Source organism: Pseudomonas sp. S3_B11 (assembly GCF_054667715.1).
Genome location: NZ_CP162749.1, coordinates 6,358,809 through 6,380,425, shown reverse-complemented (window position 1 = coordinate 6,380,425; position 21,617 = coordinate 6,358,809). Strand labels below are relative to the sequence as shown.

Genomic DNA, 21,617 nt, shown 5'->3' with positions numbered 1-21,617 from the left:
TACGCAACAGCCGACTTGGCCGACCGAGAAGGCTGCGATACCATCCGACTCCCCAACGGACTCCCGCCAGGACGACGCGATGAACCGAGTGTTGTACCCAGGTACCTTCGACCCTATTACCAAGGGCCATGGCGATCTGGTCGAACGCGCCGCGCGCCTGTTCGACCATGTGATCATTGCCGTCGCCGCCAGCCCGAAGAAAAACCCGCTGTTCCCGCTGGAGCAACGTGTGGAACTGGCCCGCGAGGTCACCAAACACCTGCCCAACGTGGAAGTGGTCGGCTTCTCGACGCTTTTGGCGCACTTTGCCAAGGAAAAGAACGCCAATGTGTTCCTGCGCGGCCTGCGGGCGGTTTCGGACTTCGAGTACGAGTTCCAACTGGCCAACATGAACCGTCAACTGGCACCGGACGTCGAGAGCCTGTTCCTGACGCCGTCGGAGCGCTATTCCTTCATTTCCTCGACCCTGGTCCGGGAAATCGCGGCGTTGGGCGGAGATATCACCAAGTTCGTTCACCCGGCCGTGGCCGATGCGCTGACCCTGCGCTTCAAGAAATAACCCGCGGGCTGCGACCCGCTTCGCAGCCCGGCACAGCGCAGTCCATCGCGCCCGCGTGCACTGCGCTCGCCAATGCGGCACAATTGCGCCCATACGTTTTTCATATGCCCGGGCCCAACGCCCCGGCAGGAGCCTGCATGTCCCTGATCATCACCGACGACTGCATCAATTGCGACGTCTGCGAACCTGAATGCCCGAACGAGGCCATTTCCCAAGGCGAAGAGATCTACGTCATCGACCCGAACTTGTGCACCCAGTGCGTCGGCCATTACGACGAACCCCAGTGCCAGCAGGTCTGTCCGGTGGATTGCATCCCTCTGGACGAGGCTCATCCGGAAACTGAAGAACAGTTGATGGCGAAGTATCGCAAGATTACTGGCAAGGCTTGAGCCAGGTAGTTCTTTAGCGTCTGTACCGGCCTTATCGCGAGCAGGCTCGCTCCCACAAGGGATTTGCGTCAGGCAAAAATGGTGTAGGCACCGCAGATCCCTGTGGGAGCGAGCTTGCTCGCGATGAAGCCATCAGCCGCACCGAACGCGTCACTCCTGCCGCTCAAACCCCTCCCCAATACACCCCAGGCACCGCACAAACGTGGCCTTCGCCGGGTCCACCACCAGCGCCTTGCCTGCATCGCCGACCCCGCCGCCCAGCGCGGTAAAGGGCAACGACACCACAAATGCCCCGGCGCCAATCACTGTGGCGGCGAGCAGAAGCGGACGGGCAATCAGCAGGTCGCCGATCATGGCGAAGGCCGGCGGGTTCTGGATGGTATAGCGCGGGTCGCCGCTGCCGTCGCTTGCCAAGGCAGGCAAACCGACACTCAGCAGCAGCGCGAGAACAGCAGGTCGAAACAGCTTCATCGGGCGATCCTTCGGCTAAATCAGTACGAAAGTGGCCTGTGTGGCTAGTTCTATTAGTCAACTTCGGATGCCAGAAGTTGAGCTAACGAACTAGCCACACAGGCCACTTGACTATAGACCGTAGGACAAATCAGCTCTGACAGCGTGGACACCAGACGCTCGCACGCTGGCCCAGGCGGATTTCCCGCAGCCCCGTGCCACAGACTTTGCACAGCTCCCCGCCCCGTCCGTAGACGAACAGTTCCTGCTGGAAATAACCGGGCTGGCCGTCCCCGCCGATAAAGTCCCGCAGCGTGGTGCCACCGCGCTCGATGGCATGGGCGAGGATGCGCTTGATCTCGATCGCCAGCTTCAGGTAACGCGCCCGGGAAATGCCTCCGGCGGCCCGGCGTGGGTCGATGCCGGCGGCGAACAGGGCCTCGGTCGCGTAGATATTGCCCACCCCCACCACCACCGCGTTGTCCATGATGAACGGCTTGACCGCCATGGAACGCCCTCGCGAGAGCTGGAACAACCGTTCGCCATCGAACAGGTCGGTCAACGGCTCGGGACCCAGGCGAATCAACAGCTCGTGATTGAACGGGTCGAGACTCCAGAGCATCGCGCCAAAGCGGCGCGGGTCGGTGTAGCGCAAGGCCAGGCCGGACTCCAGCTCGATGTCCACATGCTCATGCTTGGCGGCGGGCATGCCAACCTCCACCAAGCGCAGGTTGCCGGACATGCCCAAGTGACTGATCAACGTGCCGACCTCGGCATTGATCAACAGGTACTTGGCCCGCCGCTCCACCTGCACGATGCGCTGGCCCGAAAGTCGCACGTCGAGATCTTCCGGGATCGGCCAGCGCAGGCGGCGGTCACGGACCACCACGCGACTGACCCGCTGGCCTTCAAGATGGGGCGCGATTCCGCGACGGGTGGTTTCGACTTCCGGCAGTTCTGGCATGAGGCTCTCGAGTCAGGCGAAGCCCCGCACTCAACGAGTGGCGAGGTCGCGAATTTCCTGTTTCTGGGTCTGGAAGTCGTATTCCGACAATCCGATGTAATCGAGCACAAGGCTCCCGACGCAATCCCACTCGTGGTCTTCGGCCTGATTGCCGAGCACCCGGTGGGACGCACAGATGTTCTCGGACATCTTCAGGATCGCCAGCAGGTTCTTCAACTGGCTGTTGTTGCGTGAAGACTCGTCGCTGAAGATCGCCAGGGCATTGTGGTGGTTGGCGATGGCCTGGCTGACGTGATCCGGCAGGCGCCAGGATTTGGAGGTGTAGTAACCGACCACCGCATGGTTGGTGTTGAACTCACGATTCTCGGTGTCCACCACACGGCACTCGGCGCTGGCATTGGCGTAGGCCTCTTCCAGCACGCCCATGTAGTTGGGGAACTGCTTGAGCATCAACGGCACGCCGCAGTCGTGGAACAACCCCAGTGCATAGGCTTCGTCACCGTTCTCGAGGCCGACGCGCTTGGCCAGGGTCAGGCAAGTCATCGCCACATCCTGGGCGGTATCCCAGAAGCGGTTCAGGGTGACGATAGCGTCGTCGTGCAACTCGCCCTTGATCGACTGCGCATTGATCAGGTTGATGATCGAACGACTGCCCAACAGGTTCACCGCGCGCTGGATCGAGGTGATCTTGTTGCGCAGGCCGTAGTACGGCGAGTTGACGATCTTGAGCAAGGCCCCGGAAAGGCCCGGGTCGTGGGAAATCAGCTTGGCGATGGTCTCCAGGTCCGGGTCGGGCATGTACTGTTCCATCTGCAGATCCACCATGATCTGCGGTTGGGGCGGCACGCTGATGCCTTGCAAGGACTGTTGGATCTGTTCGGCGGAAAGTTCTTTGGACATGAGTACACGCTCCGGTGTCAGGCGGGGATTCTAACCCTTAAAGATGGATCCGATACACCGCCGGGTAGATCGGCGGAACTTTCCTTCAGGCATCGGCTTCGGACTTTACAGGGCCGACAACCAAGCCTGCATAAGGCTTGAGTCGGCAATCCAGCCACTCAGCTTGAGGAGATTTTTCATGCCTGGCTCCCTGAACAACAAACGTGTCGCCATCCTCGTGACCGACGGTTTTGAACAGGCCGAACTGACCGGCCCCCAACAGGCGCTCGAACAGGCCGGCGTCAAGGTTGACATCGTTTCGGCCCGCGAAGGCAAGGTAAAAGGTTGGAACCATGACCAGCCAGCCGACGACTTCCGGATCGACCTGACCTTCAAGGCCGCCAATGTCGAACAGTACGACGCCGTGGTGCTGCCCGGTGGCGTGCAGAACTCCGACACCATCCGTATCGACGTCGATGCCCAGAAACTGGTCAAGGGCTTCGAGGCGGCGGGCAAGCCCATCGCGGTGATTTGCCATGGCGGCTGGCTGCTGGTGTCGAGCGGGTTGGTCAAGGGCAAGACCATGACCAGCTACAAGACCCTCAAGGATGACCTAGTCAACGCCGGCGCGAACTGGGTCGATAAGGAAGTGGTCAAGGACGGCACGTTGATCAGCAGCCGTCAGCCCGATGACATTCCGGCGTTCAACCGCGAGCTGATCAGCGCGTTGTCCGCCTGAAGCCTGCCCGATACCGTGGTGAGGGAGCACGCTCCCCCACCACATGTCCACCACAAGCCCCGCCAAGGTTGCAACACGGTATACTCCCGCTCTTTTTCCGGAGCGACGTCATGTCCCTGCCTAGCCTGCGCCTCAAAGCCAACGCCGACCGTCGCCTGCGCGCCGGCCACCTGTGGGTCTACAGTAACGAAATCGATGTAGCCGCCACCCCGCTGCACGGCTTCAAGGCCGGCGACCAGGCCATCCTCGAAGCCGCCGGCGGCAAGCCGCTGGGCATCGTTGCGATGAGCCCCAACAACCTGATCTGCGCCCGGCTGCTGTCCCGTGACGTGAAGCTGCCGCTGGACAAATCCCTGCTGGTGCATCGCCTCAACGTGGCGTTGTCCCTGCGCGAGCGGCTGTTCGACAAGCCGTTCTATCGCCTGGTCTACGGTGATTCCGACCTGTTGCCAGGCCTGGTGGTCGACCGTTTCGGCGACATCCTGGTGGTGCAGATCGCCTCGGCCACCATGGAAGCCCACAAGGACGACGTGATCGCCGCCCTGACCCAGGTGCTCAAGCCCAGCGGCATCCTGTTCAAGAACGACTCCGCGGCCCGTGACGCCGAAGGCCTGAACCGCTACGTCGAGACCGTGTTCGGCCTGGTGCCGGAATGGGTCGCCCTGGAAGAGAACGGCGTGAAGTTCGAAGCGCCGGTCATGGAAGGCCAGAAAACCGGCTGGTTCTACGACCACCGCATGAACCGCGCACGCCTGGCCCCGTACGCCAAGGGCAAGCGCGTCCTGGACCTGTTCAGCTACATCGGCGGCTGGGGCGTGCAAGCCGCGGCGTTCGGCGCCAGTGAAGTATTCTGCGTCGATGCCTCGGCCTTTGCCCTCGACGGTGTCGAGCGCAACGCCGCGCTGAACGGCTTCGCCGAGAAGCTGACCTGCATCGAAGGCGACGTGTTCGAAGCCCTGAAGGAGCTCAAGGCCAGCGAAGAACGTTTCGACGTGATCGTGGCCGACCCACCCGCTTTCATCAAGCGCAAGAAAGACCTGAAAAACGGTGAAGGCGCCTATCGCCGCCTCAACGAACAAGCCATGCGCCTGCTCAGCAAGGACGGCATCCTGGTCAGCGCGTCGTGCTCGATGCACCTGCCCGAAGACGACCTGCAAAATATCCTGCTGACCAGCGCCCGCCACCTGGACCGCAACATTCAACTGCTCGAACGCGGCGGCCAGGGCCCAGACCATCCGGTACACCCGGCCATTGCCGAAACCCGCTACATCAAGAGCATCACCTGCCGGTTGTTGCCCAACAGCTGAGGCCGGACGGGGCCAGGGCCGTAGCGCTGTGCCCCGCAGACTCCAATTGCATCCTGATCGCAGCCTTGGCTGCGATTTTTTTTGCGCGTTTGAATAAGTCTGTAGGAGCCTCCCCACGCAATTACCAGAGCCTTCCTACTCAATCTCCCCCGCGCCTGGCCGGCATGACGCATTAGGATTGAAAGCGACCCTCAGGTACGTCTTGGAACTGTTCGATGACTGATCCGCAAAACCACCTGGCCGCCCGTAAACCTGCCACCGTCGGCCTATTGCTGACCCTGACATTGCTCGGCGTCTTTCCAATCGACGTCGTGCTGCCTTCGTTCCCCGCCCTGTCCGAGCAGTTTGAACGTCCATCGTCGGACATTGCCCTGTCTGTCAGCCTGTACGCAGTGGGCATCGCCTTTTCGCAACTGCTGGTTGGCCCACTCTCCGACACCATGGGGCGAAAAAACCTGCTGCTGATCGGGATCGCCGTCGCAGCCATCGGCGCAACAGGTTGCGTGCTCGCCGACGATTACTGGTCCTTTCTGTTATTCCGTATCGTTCAAGCCTTGGGATGCGGTTGCTTCGTGCTGTCTCAAGCGCTGATCCAGGATCTGTTCACTGGCCGGGAACAGCAGCGACTGCGGATATTCCTGGTCACCTGCGGAGGGGTTTTCATTTCCGTTTCGCCCCTGGCCGGCACCGGGCTGCAAAGCTGGATGGGCTGGCGTGGCAGCTTCCTGGTGTTCATTGCCCTGGCCATGGGTGTATTCGCAAGCGCCTGTCTTTTACTTGAACGCTCCACGGCAGGTAGCCAACCCAGGCGCCTGAACTTCATCGCAGCCTATCGAACGGTCTGCGCGGACTTCAGTTTCATGGCCTATTGGCTAACCTCGGCGCTGGCTTTTTCCTGCCACTTCTCGTTCATCGTCATTTCACCATTGGTCTTGATCGACCAGTTGCACCTCTCACCCGAGGCTTTTTCACTGGCGCTGCTGGGCTATGGGCTGGCCTACATTGGCGGGGGCGCGGTGGCGTCCGTGCTGAGCAATAGAATCGACTCGCAGACACAAATCATCACGGGCCTGGTCCTGATCCTCGCGGCTGGAGTGCTGATGTTGGTGCTCTCCAAGCCCCTTGGCTTGTCGGTCACGTCCCTGCTGCTGCCCATGATCGTGTGCACCGCCGGAACGACCATTGCCCGCGCAGCCGCCCACACCCAAGCCATGAATAGATTTCCCGAGCGGGCCGGCACATCGGCCTCGGCCGGTAGCGTGCTGATCTTTATCGTCGGCGGGCTGACCAGCGCCGCGATCAGCCTCACCCCGCTGGACTTGCAGCTCACCCTGGCCCTCTGCCTGGTCCTGCTCAGTCTGCTGGGGCTGGCACTCAATGCCCTGGTCCGGCATCGCTACCGCGGGTTGTTGACCGACTGAACCCTGCCAGTCGTCATCCCGCGCACGACATTGGCGTCCGATCAGCGCTTTGCGTCATTTCATCCTGGCGCCAGCGGTGTAGAATCGCGTCATTCATCGCCATTCATCCCCGGCGGGTTTATGAGCTCATGCTGAGGCGCGCAGCGATCCTGCAAAGTCATCAGCCACTTCCGGACACACGGCCAAACCCGGGTGTTCCAGACGTCGACAGAAGCTCACTTCCCCATTGATACCTGATAAGTACCTGATTAGCCGCCCGGAGTGCTCCATGCCTGATTACCGCTCGAAAACATCCACCCATGGCCGCAACATGGCCGGCGCTCGTGCCTTGTGGCGCGCCACGGGGATGAAGGATGACGACTTCAAGAAGCCGATCATCGCCATTGCCAACTCCTTCACCCAGTTCGTACCGGGTCACGTCCACCTCAAGGACCTCGGCCAGCTGGTTGCCCGGGAAATCGAGCGCGCCGGCGGCGTTGCCAAGGAATTCAACACCATCGCCGTGGACGACGGCATCGCCATGGGTCACGACGGCATGCTCTATTCGCTGCCGAGCCGCGAGATCATCGCCGACTCCGTCGAATACATGGTCAACGCCCACTGCGCCGACGCCATCGTGTGCATTTCCAACTGCGACAAGATCACCCCGGGCATGCTCATGGCCGCCCTGCGCCTGAACATCCCGGTGATCTTCGTCTCCGGCGGCCCGATGGAAGCCGGCAAGACCAAGCTCGCCAGCCACGGCCTCGACCTGGTCGACGCCATGGTCATCGCCGCCGACTCCAGCGCCTCTGACGAGAAGGTTGCCGAGTACGAGCGCAGCGCCTGCCCGACCTGCGGTTCGTGCTCCGGCATGTTCACCGCCAACTCGATGAACTGCCTGACCGAAGCCCTGGGCCTGGCCCTGCCGGGCAACGGTTCGACCCTCGCCACCCACAGCGATCGCGAACAGCTGTTCCTCCAGGCCGGCCGGACCATCGTCGAGCTGTGCAAGCGCTACTACGGTGAGAACGACGAGTCGGTGCTGCCGCGCAACATCGCCAACTTCAAGGCGTTCGAAAACGCCATGACCCTGGACATCGCCATGGGCGGTTCCACCAACACCATCCTGCACTTGCTGGCCGCTGCCCAGGAAGCCGAGATCGATTTCGACCTGCGCGACATCGACCGCCTGTCCCGTCACGTGCCGCAACTGTGCAAGGTCGCGCCGAACATCCAGAAGTACCACATGGAAGACGTGCACCGTGCCGGCGGGATCTTCAGCATCCTCGGCTCCCTGGCCCGTGGCGGCCTGTTGCACACCGACCTGCCGACCGTGCACAGCAAGACCATGGCCGAAGGCATCGCCAAGTGGGACATCACCCAGACCACCGACGAGGCCGTGCATCACTTCTTCAAGGCCGGCCCGGCGGGCATTCCGACGCAAACCGCGTTCAGCCAGTCGACCCGGTGGCAAACCCTGGACGACGACCGTGAAAACGGCTGCATCCGCAGCGTCGAACACGCGTATTCCAAGGAAGGTGGCCTGGCCGTGCTGTACGGCAACATCGCCCTGGATGGCTGCGTGGTGAAAACCGCCGGCGTCGACGAGTCGATCCATGTGTTCGAAGGCAACGCGAAGATTTTCGAAAGCCAGGACAGCGCCGTGCGCGGCATCCTCGCTGACGAAGTGAAGGCCGGCGACATCGTGATCATTCGCTACGAAGGTCCGAAAGGCGGCCCGGGCATGCAGGAAATGCTCTACCCAACCTCCTACCTGAAGTCCAAGGGCCTGGGCAAAGCCTGCGCCTTGCTGACCGATGGCCGGTTCTCCGGCGGCACCTCGGGCCTGTCCATCGGCCACGCTTCGCCGGAGGCAGCCGCTGGCGGCGCCATCGGTCTGGTGCGGGACGGCGACAAGGTCCTGATCGACATTCCGAACCGCTCGATCAACCTGTTGATCAGCGACGAAGAACTGGCCGGGCGCCGCGTCGAACAGGACAACAAGGGCTGGAAACCGGTGGAAGTTCGTCCACGCAAAGTCACCACGGCCCTCAAGGCCTACGCCCTGCTCGCCACCAGCGCCGACAAGGGCGCGGTGCGTAACAAGGCAATGCTCGACGGCTTGTAAGCGTCTACAGCGACAATAAAAATGCCCCGCCAAGTGCGGGGCATTTTTATTACGGGAAACACAGAACACCAACCACCACATGTGGGAGCGAGCTTGCTCGCGATGGCGGCGTATCAATCAACAGTGAGGTTGAATGTGACGCCCTCATCGCGAGCAAGCTCGCTCCCACAGGGGGGATGTGGGTCTTACTGGATGTCTTCGGGCTTGACGATCACCCAGTTCTTGTCCGCGGTCACCGGCAGTCCTTCCTTGGCTTGGGCCGCGGCGTGCTTGGCCATCATGCCGTTAATCTGGGTCATGTATTTGTCCTTGCGGTTGACCCACAGGTGGATGCCGCCCTTGGCTACGTCCACATCGTGGAACAGCATGTAACCATCGCTGCTGGGTGTGTCGCCGCCCACCAGTACCGGTTTTTTCCATTCGTCGATGTACGTCAGGATCGCTGCGTGCTTGCCGGCCATCCAGGTCGCCGGGGTCCACAGGTAAGGCGTGTACTCCAGATCGAGGTTGGCCTTCTCGTCATATTTGCCGGCAGTGATCTGCTTACGCGCGGTGGTCAGTTCGCCGGTCTTGCGGTCCTTGAGCAGGGTGGTCACGCCGATCACGTTCTGCGGCTTGAGGTTGTAGCCGTACTTCGAGTCGGAGGCGACCATGCGCACCAGTTCTTCGGAAGCGGCGGTCATGACATAGACCTCGATGCCGTTTTCCATCAGCTTGTTGTACAGCTCGGCCTGGCCGGTAAAGACTTTCGGCGGGTTGACGTTGTACTGGACCACCTTGTCGCCGTCGTAATAGGTGGTCGGCACTGGCTTGCCGGACGCCATCAACTCGTCGACATAGCCCTTGAGCTCCTTGAGGGTAAAGCCGGAAAACACCTGGGCCACCCATGGGTAGCAGACCATGTCATCGACTTCGCACAGGCGGTAGTAGTAGCTGAACAGGCTTTCCTTGTGGTCGGCGGTGTCCTTGAACGGCATCAGCTTCAAGGACGGGTCCAGGGTTTCCCGGGTGATGAGGCCCTTGTTTTCCATGAACGGCAGCAACGATTCCTCAAGGTCGTAGCGGTAACTGGTGTTGTCCATGTCGAACACCGCGTAGTTACCCTTGTTGGCGTTGGCCGCGATCATCGTCTCCAGGGCCTTGGCTTGTTCCGCCGGCCAGTGTTTGAGATCGGTGGCGAGTGCCTGGCCGGCGAGACCAAGGCTCAAGGCGACAGCGAGAAAACGAGGTGCGAGTTTCATCGGCATTTCTCCCGGGTTCAAAAGAACTCGACGCTAACAAATGCTTGTGACAGTCCTCGCCTACCCGCGACCGCTTGCGTCTTGATTGCGCCAGCGACATATCCGTAAACGTCGCTGCCTTATTCCATAAACGACAATCTACATGCGTTTTTAGTATTAATTCATTAGTTATCAGGCTGTTAGGCTTCCCGGCTCACAGTCGCGGCTTCGGGCGACTGGCACGTCTTATCGGAGTCTCTTTTGATGAATCTGCCTTTGATCCTCAATCTTCTGGTGTTCCTCGCCTTGCTGTTCGGCCTGGCACAAACCCGTCACCGCACCTGGAGCCTGGCAAAAAAAGTGCTGCTGGCACTGGTGCTGGGCGTGGTGTTCGGTCTCGCTCTGCACACGATTTATGGCGCCGGCAACCCGGTGCTCAAGGCCTCGATCGGTTGGTTCGACCTGGTGGGCAACGGCTACGTGCAGTTGCTGCAAATGATCGTGATCCCGCTGGTCTTTGCCTCGATCCTCAGCGCCGTGGCCCGCCTGCATAACGCCTCGTCCCTGGGCAAGATCAGCTTCCTGACCATCGGCACGCTGCTGTTCACCACCGCCATCGCCGCGCTGATCGGCATTGGCCTGACCAACCTGTTCGGCCTCACCGCCGAAGGCCTGGTGGCCGGCACCCAGGAACTGGCGCGCCTGCAAGTGATCCAGAGCGACTACGCCGGCAAGGTCGCCGACCTGAACATCCCGCAATTACTGCTTTCATTCATCCCACAGAACCCCTTTGCCGACCTGGCGCGGGCCAAGCCGACCTCGATCATCAGCGTGGTGATCTTCGCCGCGTTCCTCGGGGTCGCGGCGTTGCAGTTGCTCAAGGACGACGTGGAGAAAGGCCAGAAAGTGATCAACGCCATCGACACCCTGCAAAGCTGGGTGACGCGCCTGGTGCGCCTGGTGATGAAGCTGACGCCGTACGGTGTGCTGGCGCTGATGACCAAGGTGGTGGCCGGTTCCAACCTGCAGGACATCATCAAGCTCGGCAGTTTTGTCGTGGTGTCGTACCTGGGGCTGGGCCTGATGTTCGTGGTCCATGGCCTGCTGGTGTCCGCTGCCGGGATCAACCCGTTGCGCTTTTTCCGCAAGATCTGGCCGGTGCTGACCTTCGCCTTCACCAGCCGCTCCAGCGCAGCCACTATCCCGTTGAGCATCGAAGCCCAGACCAGCCGCCTCGGCATTCCACGGGCGATTGCCAGCTTCAGCGCCTCGTTCGGCGCCACCATCGGCCAGAACGGTTGTGCCGGCCTTTATCCGGCCATGCTGGCGGTGATGGTCGCGCCGACTGTGGGCATCAACCCGTTGGATCCGGTGTGGATCGCGACGCTGGTGGCGATCGTGACGTTGAGTTCGGCCGGGGTGGCCGGGGTCGGTGGCGGCGCGACATTCGCCGCACTGATCGTGCTGCCGGCCATGGGCTTGCCGGTCTCGCTGGTGGCATTGCTGATTTCCGTCGAACCGCTGATCGACATGGGCCGTACGGCGTTGAACGTCAGCGGCTCGATCACCGCCGGGGCGATTACCAGCCAGGTGATGCAGCAGACCGACAAGGCGTTGCTCGATGCCGAGGAGCATGGGGAGTTGGTGCACGCTTGATTGCCCTGATACCTGTGGGAGCAAAGCTTGTGGGAGCAAGGCATTGCTCACACAGGGCTTACAGCTTCTCCCACACCTCAAAGCTATAGGCCGGTTTGTCCCCTTCGGCCGGATTCGGCTGGTTCGAGACCAGCGTCCACTGGCTCGCATCAAATGCCGGAAACCACGCATCCCCTTCCGGGCTCAGCGCCACGCGGGTCAGGTACAGTCGATCCGCCTGTTCCAGGGCCTGGGCGTACAGTTGGGCGCCGCCGATCAGCATCAATTCGTCGACGCCCTGCTCCAGTGCCCACGCCTCGGCCCGCGTCACCGCAGCTTCCAGGGTGGAGAACACTTGCGCGCCCTCCAGCACCAGGCCCGACTGGCGGCTGACCACGATGTTCAGACGTCCCGGTAGCGGTCGACCGAGGGAATCCCAGGTCTTGCGCCCCATGATGATCGGCTTGCCCAGGGTGGTGGCCTTGAAGTATTTGAAATCCCCCGGCAGGTGCCAGGGCATGCTGTTGTCGACGCCGATCACACGGTTTTCACCGAGGGCTGCGATCAGGCTTAAGGGGAGAGTTTTGTTCATGGCCGCGAGGATACCAGAGGCTCAGCGTACCCCGACAGGCATCACAGCGGTTATGCTCAACCCTCATTCGAGCAACGGAAGCACTCGTGACAGTACTGCAGAACCTCTGGTTGACCGAGACGATACGCCTGCGTGAAGAACACGCCGGCCCGCTCGAGGACCAGGAAGCCAATCGCCTGGCCCGCGCGGCCGGCGGCGACTTAGCCACTCGCATCCGCCACCGTGCCCGCTGGCTGGCCGAGCGCGATGGCCTCACCGAGGCCCTGCGCCATTGGCTGCAAGGGGCGCGCCTGGCGCTGATCGCATTGGCGCTGCTCGCCGTCATCAGCGGCGCCGGCCTGGGCTTTGCCGCACTTGGCAACGGGCAGGCACCGGTCAATGTGTTCTGGGCCTTGGGCAGTCTGTTGGGGCTGAACCTGATCCTGCTCAGCGGTTGGGCCCTGGGCCTGATATTCGCTGGCGAGCAAGGTGCCACGCTGGGACGCCTGTGGTTGTGGCTCAGCGAAAAACTCGCCCGCGACGCCAAGGCCGCCCAACTGGCGCCGGCCCTGCTGCTGTTGCTGCAACGGCACAAACTCAATCGCTGGGCCCTCGGTTTGTTGGTCAATGGCCTGTGGCTGCTGGCGATGCTCAGCGCGCTGGTCATCGTCCTGCTGCTGATGGCGACCCGGCGCTATGGCTTCGTCTGGGAAACCACCATCCTCGGCGGCGAGACCTTCGTCGCCATGACCCAGGCCCTCGGCGCGCTGCCCGCCCTGCTGGGCTTCAGCGTGCCGACGGTGGAAATGATCCGCGCCAGTGGCGATGCCGCCCTGAACATCGAGAGCGCGCGCCAGGCCTGGGCTGCCTGGCTGGTCGGTGTGCTGCTGGTCTATGGCCTGTTGCCGCGCCTGGGCCTGGCACTGCTGTGCCTGTGGCGCTGGCGTCGCGGCCGCGCCACCCTACACCTGGACCTGAACCTGCCGGGCTACGCCCAATTGCGTGAACGGCTGATGCCCAGCAGCGAGCGACTGGGCGTCAACGACGCTGCCCCCGCGCAATTGAATCCCATTGAAAGTGCTGTCAGTGCCATGAACAGCGACGGCGCGCTGCTGGTGGCAATCGAGTTGGACGATCGGCCCTGGCCGCCCAAGCTGCCCGAAACCGTGAAAAGCGCCGGCATTCTCGACAGCCGCGAATCGCGCCACAAACTCCTCGAACAACTGTCACGCTTTCCGCCGGCACGCCTGGCAATTGCCTGCGACCCACGCCGTTCACCGGACCGCGGCAGCCTGGCGCTGATCGCCGAGCTGGCCCGCAGCGCCAGCGCCACCCGCGTCTGGCTGTTGCAGGCGCCGCCCGGCGAAGCGCTGGACGCCGAGCGCCTGGGCGACTGGCACACCGCACTGCAACAGTTGCAGTTGCCCTTCGCCGACTGCATGCCCTTGAACTGGCTGGAGACCGGCCATGACTGAGCCCATGAAGCCGCTGAAGCTGGCCGTGGTCGGCCACACCAATGTAGGCAAGACCTCGCTGCTGCGTACCTTGACCCGCGACGTCGGCTTCGGCGAAGTGTCCCATCGCCCGAGCACCACCCGGCATGTCGAAGGTGCGCGCCTGTCGGTGGACGGCGAAGCGCTGCTGGAGCTGTACGACACGCCGGGCCTGGAGGACGCCATCGCCCTGCTTGATTACCTCGAGCGCCTTGAGCGACCTGGCGAACGCCTCGACGGTCCGGCGCGCCTGGCCCGCTTCCTCGAGGGCAGCGAGGCGCGGCAACGCTTCGAACAGGAAGCCAAAGTGCTGCGGCAACTGCTCGCCAGCGACGCCGGGCTTTATGTGATCGACGCCCGGGAGCCGGTGCTGGCCAAGTACCGCGATGAATTGGAAGTCCTTGCCAGTTGTGGCAAGCCGCTGCTGCCGGTGTTGAATTTCGTCAGCAGCGCCCACCATCGCGAGCTCGACTGGCGCGAAGCCTTGGCACGACTGGGGCTGCACGCCCTGGTACGTTTTGACAGCGTCGCCCCGCCCGAGGACGGCGAGCGACGTCTGTATGAGAGCCTCGCGCTGTTGCTGGAAAGCGCCCGTGGGCAACTGGAACGCCTGGTCGCCGATCAACAGGCCCAACGCCTGGCCCGCCAGGAGAGCGCGGCGCGCTTGATCGCCGAACTGCTGATCGACTGCGCCGCCTGCCGACGCAGCGTCGCCAGCGACGCCGAACTGGAACGCGAGGCCATCAGTGAACTGCGCAACGCGGTGCGTCAGCGCGAGCAGCGCTGCGTCGAGGCCCTGCTCAAGCTTTACGCTTTTCGTCCCCAGGACGCCGCCGCCAGCGATCTGCCGCTGCTCGACGGGCGCTGGGGCGATGACCTGTTCAACCCCGAGACCCTCAAGCAACTGGGCGTACGCGTCGGTGGCGGGATCGCGGCGGGCGCAGCAACCGGGGCCGGCGTCGATTTGCTGGTGGGCGGCCTGACCCTTGGCGCCGCTGCCCTGGCCGGGGCCATTGTCGGCGGCACCCTGCAAACGGCCCGCAGCTATGGCAACCGGCTGATGGGCAAGCTCAAGGGGCAACGGGAATTGACGGTGGACGACAGCGTGCTGCGCCTGTTGGCTCTGCGCCAACGCCAACTGCTGCAAGCCCTCAACCAGCGCGGCCATGCGGCAATGGACAGCATCCGCATCGCCACGCCCCAGGACAAGACCTGGCGCGAGGGCAAGCTACCCGAAGCCTTGAACAAGGCGCGGGCGCATCCGCAATGGTCATCCCTGAATACTCAACCGCGATTGAGCCAGGCAGAACGCCAGGAGCTGATTGAGCAGTTGGCTGAGCAGCTATAACCCAGTAGCAAGCGATTATGTGGGAGCAAGGCTTGCCCGCGATGAAATCGATGCGGTCCTTCAGAGACCGAGGCGTCTGTATCGCGGGCAAGCCTTGCTCCCACAGAGAGTTCCTTGCCGCTGAGAACTGCGCGGCTCAAGGTTACTCGTTGCTCAGGGCCTTGAGGGCCGCCGCCGCTTCAGGCAACTCCAACTCACTGAACACCTTCACGCCATGCCGCTTGAGCAACGCCGCCGTCACGCCTTCGCCGCTGACCTTCACACCCCTGAACGTTCCGTCATAGGTCAACAGGTTGCCGCACGAAGGGCTGTTGGCCTTGAGCACGGCGATGCGGATGCCGTGTTCACGCACCCGCTCCAGCGCTTGATACGCGCCCGACAGGAACTGCGCACTCACATCCTCGCCGTCGGTGGTGATTACCGCCGCCTGACCGTCGAGCACTTGCCCGCCCTGCCCGCCAGGAATCTCCGCCGCCGCCCGAGGCGTGGGCAAGCCGCCGGCGACTTCCGGGCACAACGGCACGATCCGACCTTCGTCGAGCCACTGCTGAAGTTGATTGAACGGCCCGCTGGCACTGCCGTCGTAACGCACGCGATGCCCGAGCAGGCAGCGACTGACCAGGATCTTTTCCATCTCAGAACAACTCGTTGCCGCGACGGCGGAACCAACCGGTCAAGGACAGGCGATCGCGCGTGGCCGGCAGTACTTCATGGGGAATGTCCCCCGACAGGAACACCACCAGGCAACCGCCAATGGGCACCACGTCCTGTTCGAGGCTTTCGTCCAGGTACATGCGCAACTGGCCGCCGTATTCCGGCAACCATTCGTCATTGAGGTAGAGCACCGCCGACACCATGCGCCGGTCGTCATCGCGGAAGCGGTCGACGTGCCTGAGGTAGAACGCGCCGGGTGGGTAGAGGGCAAAGTGACTTTCGAAGTCTTCCAGGCCCAGGAACAACCCGCGATTCATCGCCTCGCGCAGGCTGTCCATCAGCGCCAGGTAATGGTCGCAGGCTTGCGCCTGGCCGGGTTCGATCCATTGGATGTGATCTCCCCGGATCCCTTCGCGGATCTCCGAGAACGGCCCGCGCCCGACCGCTGCCGGGGCCAGTTCGCCCTCGGCGGCCCGCTGGCGGCATTCGGCCGCCAGGGCGCGGGTCAGCGCATCCGGCAGGAAGAGGTTCTGCTGCGACCAGCCGTGCTCGGCCAGGTCGTCGACGATACGTAACAGCAGCGGGTGATCAGAAGGTATTTGCATGGCGCGCATAGTATGCCTGTGCCTGCAAAACCGACAGCGCCACGCAGCGGGTTCGCTGCGCCAAATAGCACCGCCGTACGAACTTGATACGAATTCTCGACAAGACCCCACACCCCACGGAGAATAGTCGGCTGCTGACAGGAGTCCCTATGCGCCGTTTGCTTTTCTCACTGTTGATGTTCTGCGTTTTGCCCGCCTGGGCAGACAGCTACGACCAGTTGTACAAGGTCGCCGGCTGGCCGGAACAGCGGGCGCATTTCAATGACGCCTTGAGCGCCGCCCAGCAGCGCTACCAGAGCAGCCTGCCGCCGGCGGTGTTCCAGGCCCTGGTGAACAACAGCAATCAACGTTTCGCCCCCCAGGCCATGGACCAGCGGGCCGAGACGCAGATGCGCAAGAATCTGCGTGACCCCAGCCCGGCCCTGAGCTTTTTCCAATCACCCCTGGGTCGCAAGGTCGTCGCGGCCGAGTTGCTGGCGACCCGGCGTGATCAATTGGCGAAAAACGCCAAGGGCCTGCCGAAGATGCCAGCCAGCGACAACCGCCTGTTGATCATCGGCCACCTGGCCCAGGCCCTGCCCGCCCGCGAGGCCGGCGCCGAAGTCAGCCTGGCGATCGCCGGCGTGGCGGCCGACAGCCTCAGTTCGATGATCCCGGGACTCTTGGGCGGTGGCCAGGCCCAGGGCATGCTCAACGGCCAGCGCCAGCGGTTAATGGAACAGATCGGCGCGGACCTGAACAACACGCTGCTGTACGTCTACCGTGACCTGACGGATACCGAGCTGGAAGAGTTCGCCACTTTCGCCGAATCGACCGAGGGCCAAGCTTATTATCAAGCAGCCCTGGCGGCGATTCGGGCGGGGTTGGCGGTGGGGCAGAATCTCGGACAGTAGTTCAGCGCCGCCATCGCGAGCAAGCTCGCTCCCACATTGGATCTAGCAGCTCAATACCCTGTGGGAGCGAGCTTGCTCGCGATAGCAATAACCCAGTCACCGCCGAACCCGGCTCATCCGCTTCGTCAGAAAACCAAACATCTCCTGCCGCAACGCCAGCGCCTCATTCGCCAAATGATGGCGTCCCTCGGGCAACATCAACACCTGCGGCCGATCGAACTTGCTGCGCAGCACTTGCAGGTTGTGCACCCAATCCACCGTCATGTCCGCCTGCCCCTGCACGATCAATGGCTGGCGCGGGCTGCTCGGGGCGGCTTCGATACGCTTGATCCATTGCCCCAATGCACCCACCCAGGCGGTGGGCAGGCGCAGGGGTTGCAGCGGGTCGGCTTGCAGGAAGGGCAGGAAGTCCGGGTCGGTGGAGTTCTCGCTGAAACGTCGGGCAATACCGCTCACGAAGGGCTTGAGCAGGTAATAACTCAGGCGCGACCAGCCCCAGGCACGCGGCCGCACCAGGGGCGACAGCAGGATGACCCGGCCCTGCGCCGGGCTCTGTGCGCCCTGGTTGAGCACGTGATCCACGACGATCGCCCCGCCGGTGCTTTGCCCGCACAGATGCCAGGGTTGCGGCAGGTCCAACGTACCGGCCTCGGCCAACAGGCCCTGCAAGGTGGCCTGGTACTCGGCAAAATCCCCGATGCTGGCGCGCTCGCCACTGGATAGCCCGTGGCCCGGCAGGTCGCAGGCGATCACCGCGAACTTCTGCTCCAGGGCCCACTCGATCAAATGGCGATACAGCCCCATGTGATCGTAGTAACCGTGGAACACAAACAAGGTCGCCACGGCCTTTTCCGGCCACCAGACCTGGCTGACCAGCTCATACCCAGCCACCTCGAAACGCCCCAACCCCTTGCGCACGCTGCGCTGGGGAAAGTCCAGGCCATAGAACCGCTGGTAGGCCTGGGCTTGCTCGGACAGGGCTTGCCACTGGGCCAGCGGTTGCAGGCTGGCACGCAGGAGATCGGGGTCGAAAGTGGCAGGCATCAAGATTTCCAGGCATAGGCGCATCGCGCGAAACAGACTTTGTAAGCCTGCGATATTCATCTGTCGCGGCAGGCATGGCAAGCTACGCGGCTTCAGAGGATCGACTCCATGCGCCCGTCCCACCGCACGACCTTGCTCGCCAGCCTGCTCGCCCTCGGATGCGCCGTCGTATTGTGGATGGCCTACGACTGGTTCCAGGGCCGTTTCCTGCGGGCTTTCAGCCAACACACCGCGGTGTTTTCCGGCGACCCTCTGCGCCTGCCTGCCGATCTGGCCGGACCCGGCGCAATACGCCTGGTGCATTTCTGGGACCCGGCGTGCCCGTGCAATGTCGGCAACCAGCAACACCTTGCCGAGCTGGTCGATAAATATGTACCGCAAGGCGTCGAGTTTTATGCGGTACAAAAAGCCGGCAGCCAAGGTCAACTGCCGGCCACATTGAGCCACTTGAAAAGCCTCCCGGCGCTCCCCGGTTCAAGCCAGATTCCTGCAAGCCCAGCCGTGGCGATCTGGGATCGCAGCGGCAAACTGGCGTACTTCGGCCCCTACAGCGAAGGCCTGACCTGCAACTCGAGCAACAGCTTCATCGAGCCGATTCTCGAGGCGTTGAGTGTCGGCAGGGAAGTTAGTGCGACTCACACGTTGGCGGTCGGCTGTTATTGCCCATGGTCGGTTTCAAACTGACGAATTAACTACAACACGTATTGTCAGCCGCCTCTAGGCTGACGCCACTAAGTTATGCCTAGTGTTTGTTTTTAGAGCTCTTGCTCAAAGTAAGGGCTTGGGCTGAACCGTTTGTCGGATCCAATTTTTCCAAACGGCGCCATTACCGATCCTTTTCGGCCTGTGCCCCATGCCAGACGGGTTGTGCAGGGCAATTGAGCTCCGTTGACCGTTTAGCTGAATCGATTAACAGCGGCCGTGCCAGCATGAACTTTTTTTTAATCTCTTCTCTAAACCTCGTGACCAGCAAAATGTTCATTACCAGTGCAGTCGCGCGGCGGCGCTAACTAGAGGAAGTTTCACACGCCTTTTCATCGTTCAACTTGTCGACCCTCCTAACCAAACAAGAAATGGAATCGTCAGTGATGCAAAAGCTGCTATGCGCTGCACTTTCCAATCCCTATAAAGAAGATGCCCTCAATCTTGAGGCGTTCGTCCAAAGCGTCGCTCCGCTCATGATCGACGTGTTGCTGCGCGGCGAGACGGGTACCGGTAAAGACACGCTGGCAGAAAAGATCCATCGCATGTCCGGCTGCTCCGGCAAGTTCGTTGCCATCAACTGCGCCGCCATTCCCGAAACCCTCGCCGAGAGCCAGCTTTTCGGGGCCAACACCGGCGCGTTTACCGGGGCCAACCAAAATCGCGCGGGGTTCGTCGAAGCCGCGCATAACGGCACGCTGTACCTGGACGAAATCGACAGCATGCCGTTGGGCCTGCAAGCCAAGCTGCTGCGAGTCCTGGAATCCAGGACGGTCCAGCGCCTGGGCTCGACCCAGAGCATCCCGGTGAACATGCGAGTGATCGCCTCCGCCCAATGCCCTCTGGGGGAAATGGTCGAACGTGGTGAGTTTCGCAGGGACCTTTATTTTCGCCTGAACATCATCAGCCTCAAGCTGCCTCCACTGCGCAGCCGCAAGGAGCGCATCGTGCCGCTGTTCCAGTCGCTGGTGCGCCGGGAGGCCCAGGTACTTGACCGGCCCTACGTCGCACCGTCGCCAGCGCTGTTGCGCCAACTGCTCGGCTACGCCTGGCCTGGCAACATCCGCGAGCTGCAATCCGCCGCCAAACGATACGTGCTCGGCTTGCCGGCACTGCCCCGCGCCGAGCAACTGGAACACAACAGCTCGACGCTCAAGTTGAAAGAGCACCTGCAGCAGTTCGAAAAAATCCTCATAGAGGACTGCATGCGCCGCCACCATCATTGCATCGACAAGGTCATCGCCGAACTGGGTATCGCCCGGCGCACGCTGTATTACCGGATGAAGTGCCTGCAAATATCGACGAGTTGAGTGGGATCGGTGGAACCGTTTACACAACGGTCGCCACTTAACCATCGAGACGTTCACGATCGTCTTGCCATTCCACAACCCGGAGATACGACTATGAGTTTTGGTGGAGCTTCTCTCGCCGCTTCCACGGCTGCCATGCAGCAGATGGATGCGACCTCGGCTGCGATGACAACCATGAAATCCCAATTCGACCAGAAAAAACTGGTCGCCGACACCATGAACGCAATCGCGGCAGGGTCGATGGACACCGCAACCAAAGCCATCACCGCCATGGGGGAGGCCTCGAAAAACATACGATTCTGACCCTCTCGCTTCAGCCCCGCTCCGGCGGGGTAACTTCAAGCGCGATGCGAGGAGGCCCCTATGCACATCGACTTGCCAGACAGCCTTCGTGCCCAGAGAGACCTGCCCCATGACGAGTCCACGCGGCGCCCCGCCCCGACCCCGCCGGGCCTGGCGAACGTGGTCGCCGAGCATCTGGCACTGCACGGGACCGGCGACCGATTGAGGGAGTCGCTCGTCCAGTGGGGCGCCGAACACGGTTCGACGGGCGGACAGTCGCGGTTCGGCTGGCCCAGCCCCCAGGACAGATTGGCCGCAGAGACCGACGACCCTTTGCGACTGGTCCTGGAAGACATCCTGGAGGAGATCAACGGTGGCACCGGTTCCAATCTCGACGTCGACATCGATGATGCCTATTCCAATGAAGACCTGTTCAACGATCTGGCGCAGATGTTCGCCCATCGCCGACAGCCCATCGGTGACAACGATGTCGACAGCCAAAGTGATTTCGGCAATGCCAACAACCCCTTCTGTGGCGCGCTGTTCGGCGCCTGGGAGATGGAGGGCGATCACGCCACGCGGCGCAGTCGTCATGACGCGAGCCTGTCGCTGCTGCTCAAGATCATCGCAGTCCTGGGCCGCAGGAAACTGCTGACGCTGCTGGACATCGAGGAAGGTGACGGCCAGGCGCGGTATGAACCAGACGACCAGGACCTGTTGTTCGAGATCGCCGCGTTCATGGACCAGCACCCGGCGCGCTATCCCCCACCGACGCCCCCCGACGCAGAACGCTGGACATGGACCGAACGCATTGCCCGCGGCACAGCGCTGGATGCTCGCGAAACCCGGTTGTTCCAGCTTGCCCTGGAAGAGCTGGACTTCGCCCTTGCCCGCCTGGCCGGCCAGCAGCCCCCGCTGCGCCAGCGTGCCCGGCGCAACCGGGAGGAAATCGAGTTTCACCTGAGCGTCACCGGTAGCGCTCGCAACGTCTTGAGGCTGATGTGCGCCTGAAGGCACCCGCCCTTTGAAACTGACACTTTGA

22 protein-coding genes are annotated in these 21,617 nt (G+C 62.4%); 14 read left to right on the top strand and 8 right to left on the bottom strand.

Features of this window, described 5'->3' with window-relative positions; all coding sequences use genetic code 11:
- The first annotated feature begins 79 nt into the window (after window positions 1–79).
- The gene (gene coaD, locus AB4O22_RS28575; protein ID WP_003177462.1) at window positions 80–559 is read left to right on the top strand and encodes a pantetheine-phosphate adenylyltransferase; all 480 of its coding nucleotides are present in this window, start codon (window positions 80–82) and stop codon (window positions 557–559) included.
- Window positions 560–696: 137 nt separating this feature from the next.
- Window positions 697–948, top strand: coding sequence for a YfhL family 4Fe-4S dicluster ferredoxin (locus tag AB4O22_RS28570; RefSeq protein ID WP_003206534.1), 252 nt, complete (start codon window positions 697–699; stop codon window positions 946–948).
- A 150-nt stretch (window positions 949–1,098) separates the two neighbouring features.
- On the opposite strand, the gene AB4O22_RS28565 is transcribed toward AB4O22_RS28570, so the two are convergent.
- The 3 genes from AB4O22_RS28565 to AB4O22_RS28555 form a co-directional block, all read right to left on the bottom strand.
- Window positions 1,099–1,419, bottom strand: coding sequence for a multidrug transporter (locus AB4O22_RS28565; RefSeq protein WP_460097677.1), 321 nt, complete (start codon window positions 1,417–1,419; stop codon window positions 1,099–1,101).
- 130 nt (window positions 1,420–1,549) lie between these two features.
- On the bottom strand, window positions 1,550–2,362 hold the full coding sequence (mutM, locus tag AB4O22_RS28560) for a bifunctional DNA-formamidopyrimidine glycosylase/DNA-(apurinic or apyrimidinic site) lyase (RefSeq protein ID WP_003206537.1): 813 nt from the start codon (window positions 2,360–2,362) through the stop codon (window positions 1,550–1,552).
- Window positions 2,363–2,392: 30 nt separating this feature from the next.
- Complete coding sequence (locus AB4O22_RS28555) at window positions 2,393–3,208, bottom strand: HDOD domain-containing protein (protein WP_460097767.1); 816 nt, start codon at window positions 3,206–3,208, stop codon at window positions 2,393–2,395.
- Between the two features lie 232 nt (window positions 3,209–3,440).
- Between AB4O22_RS28555 and AB4O22_RS28550 the strand changes: the two genes are divergently transcribed.
- The 4 genes from AB4O22_RS28550 (at window position 3,441) to ilvD (ending at window position 8,818) form a co-directional block, all read left to right on the top strand.
- Window positions 3,441–3,980, top strand: coding sequence for a type 1 glutamine amidotransferase domain-containing protein (locus AB4O22_RS28550; protein ID WP_460097676.1), 540 nt, complete (start codon window positions 3,441–3,443; stop codon window positions 3,978–3,980).
- A gap of 110 nt (window positions 3,981–4,090) precedes the next feature.
- On the top strand, window positions 4,091–5,287 hold the full coding sequence (locus AB4O22_RS28545; protein ID WP_003206543.1) for a class I SAM-dependent rRNA methyltransferase: 1,197 nt from the start codon (window positions 4,091–4,093) through the stop codon (window positions 5,285–5,287).
- Between the two features lie 215 nt (window positions 5,288–5,502).
- On the top strand, window positions 5,503–6,708 hold the full coding sequence (locus AB4O22_RS28540; RefSeq protein ID WP_460097674.1) for an MFS transporter: 1,206 nt from the start codon (window positions 5,503–5,505) through the stop codon (window positions 6,706–6,708).
- A gap of 268 nt (window positions 6,709–6,976) precedes the next feature.
- Entirely contained in the window at window positions 6,977–8,818 is a 1,842-nt protein-coding gene (gene ilvD, locus AB4O22_RS28535; protein WP_460097672.1) for a dihydroxy-acid dehydratase, read from the top strand.
- A 185-nt stretch (window positions 8,819–9,003) separates the two neighbouring features.
- Here ilvD and AB4O22_RS28530 read toward each other — a convergent pair whose 3' ends face one another.
- Window positions 9,004–10,059 carry an HAD family hydrolase gene (locus tag AB4O22_RS28530; protein WP_223472125.1) on the bottom strand — a complete coding sequence of 352 codons (1,056 nt, stop codon included), beginning with the start codon at window positions 10,057–10,059 and terminating at the stop codon, window positions 9,004–9,006.
- Between the two features lie 243 nt (window positions 10,060–10,302).
- Here AB4O22_RS28530 and AB4O22_RS28525 point away from each other — a divergent pair, with 243 nt between their 5' ends.
- Window positions 10,303–11,694 carry an L-cystine transporter gene (locus AB4O22_RS28525; protein WP_003206553.1) on the top strand — a complete coding sequence of 464 codons (1,392 nt, stop codon included), beginning with the start codon at window positions 10,303–10,305 and terminating at the stop codon, window positions 11,692–11,694.
- Window positions 11,695–11,752: 58 nt separating this feature from the next.
- Here AB4O22_RS28525 and AB4O22_RS28520 read toward each other — a convergent pair whose 3' ends face one another.
- Complete coding sequence (locus tag AB4O22_RS28520) at window positions 11,753–12,265, bottom strand: dihydrofolate reductase (protein ID WP_460097670.1); 513 nt, start codon at window positions 12,263–12,265, stop codon at window positions 11,753–11,755.
- A gap of 86 nt (window positions 12,266–12,351) precedes the next feature.
- Here AB4O22_RS28520 and AB4O22_RS28515 point away from each other — a divergent pair, with 86 nt between their 5' ends.
- Together AB4O22_RS28515 and AB4O22_RS28510 are read left to right on the top strand one after the other, a co-directional pair.
- A complete protein-coding gene (locus AB4O22_RS28515; protein ID WP_460097669.1) occupies window positions 12,352–13,719 on the top strand; it encodes a DUF2868 domain-containing protein in 1,368 nt (455 codons plus the stop codon).
- Window positions 13,712–15,085, top strand: coding sequence for a GTPase/DUF3482 domain-containing protein (locus AB4O22_RS28510; RefSeq protein ID WP_460097668.1), 1,374 nt, complete (start codon window positions 13,712–13,714; stop codon window positions 15,083–15,085). Before AB4O22_RS28515 ends, AB4O22_RS28510 begins: the two co-directional genes overlap by 8 nt.
- Window positions 15,086–15,227: 142 nt before the next feature.
- On the opposite strand, the gene AB4O22_RS28505 is transcribed toward AB4O22_RS28510, so the two are convergent.
- Complete coding sequence (locus AB4O22_RS28505; protein ID WP_223472121.1) at window positions 15,228–15,719, bottom strand: 2-thiouracil desulfurase family protein; 492 nt, start codon at window positions 15,717–15,719, stop codon at window positions 15,228–15,230.
- Between the two features lies 1 nt (window position 15,720).
- Entirely contained in the window at window positions 15,721–16,353 is a 633-nt protein-coding gene (locus AB4O22_RS28500; RefSeq protein ID WP_460097667.1) for a 2OG-Fe(II) oxygenase, read from the bottom strand.
- Between the two features lie 140 nt (window positions 16,354–16,493).
- Between AB4O22_RS28500 and AB4O22_RS28495 the strand changes: the two genes are divergently transcribed.
- Window positions 16,494–17,237, top strand: a complete 744-nt coding sequence (locus tag AB4O22_RS28495; RefSeq protein ID WP_223472119.1) for a hypothetical protein — start codon at window positions 16,494–16,496, stop codon at window positions 17,235–17,237.
- A 96-nt stretch (window positions 17,238–17,333) separates the two neighbouring features.
- Here AB4O22_RS28495 and bipL read toward each other — a convergent pair whose 3' ends face one another.
- Window positions 17,334–18,281 carry a phospholipase BipL gene (gene bipL / locus AB4O22_RS28490; protein ID WP_460097665.1) on the bottom strand — a complete coding sequence of 316 codons (948 nt, stop codon included), beginning with the start codon at window positions 18,279–18,281 and terminating at the stop codon, window positions 17,334–17,336.
- 108 nt (window positions 18,282–18,389) lie between these two features.
- On the opposite strand from bipL, the gene AB4O22_RS28485 reads away from it, so the two are divergent.
- The 4 genes from AB4O22_RS28485 (at window position 18,390) to AB4O22_RS28470 (ending at window position 21,586) form a co-directional block, all read left to right on the top strand.
- Window positions 18,390–18,965 carry a DUF6436 domain-containing protein gene (locus AB4O22_RS28485; protein ID WP_223472117.1) on the top strand — a complete coding sequence of 192 codons (576 nt, stop codon included), beginning with the start codon at window positions 18,390–18,392 and terminating at the stop codon, window positions 18,963–18,965.
- A gap of 404 nt (window positions 18,966–19,369) precedes the next feature.
- On the top strand, window positions 19,370–20,293 hold the full coding sequence (locus AB4O22_RS28480; protein WP_223472116.1) for a sigma 54-interacting transcriptional regulator: 924 nt from the start codon (window positions 19,370–19,372) through the stop codon (window positions 20,291–20,293).
- 93 nt (window positions 20,294–20,386) lie between these two features.
- Window positions 20,387–20,596 (top strand): type III secretion system major pilin HrpA, encoded by a 210-nt coding sequence (locus AB4O22_RS28475; RefSeq protein WP_003206573.1) that lies wholly within the window; start codon window positions 20,387–20,389, stop codon window positions 20,594–20,596.
- A 60-nt stretch (window positions 20,597–20,656) separates the two neighbouring features.
- Window positions 20,657–21,586, top strand: a complete 930-nt coding sequence (locus tag AB4O22_RS28470; protein ID WP_223472115.1) for a type III secretion protein — start codon at window positions 20,657–20,659, stop codon at window positions 21,584–21,586.
- Window positions 21,587–21,617 lie beyond the last annotated feature (31 nt).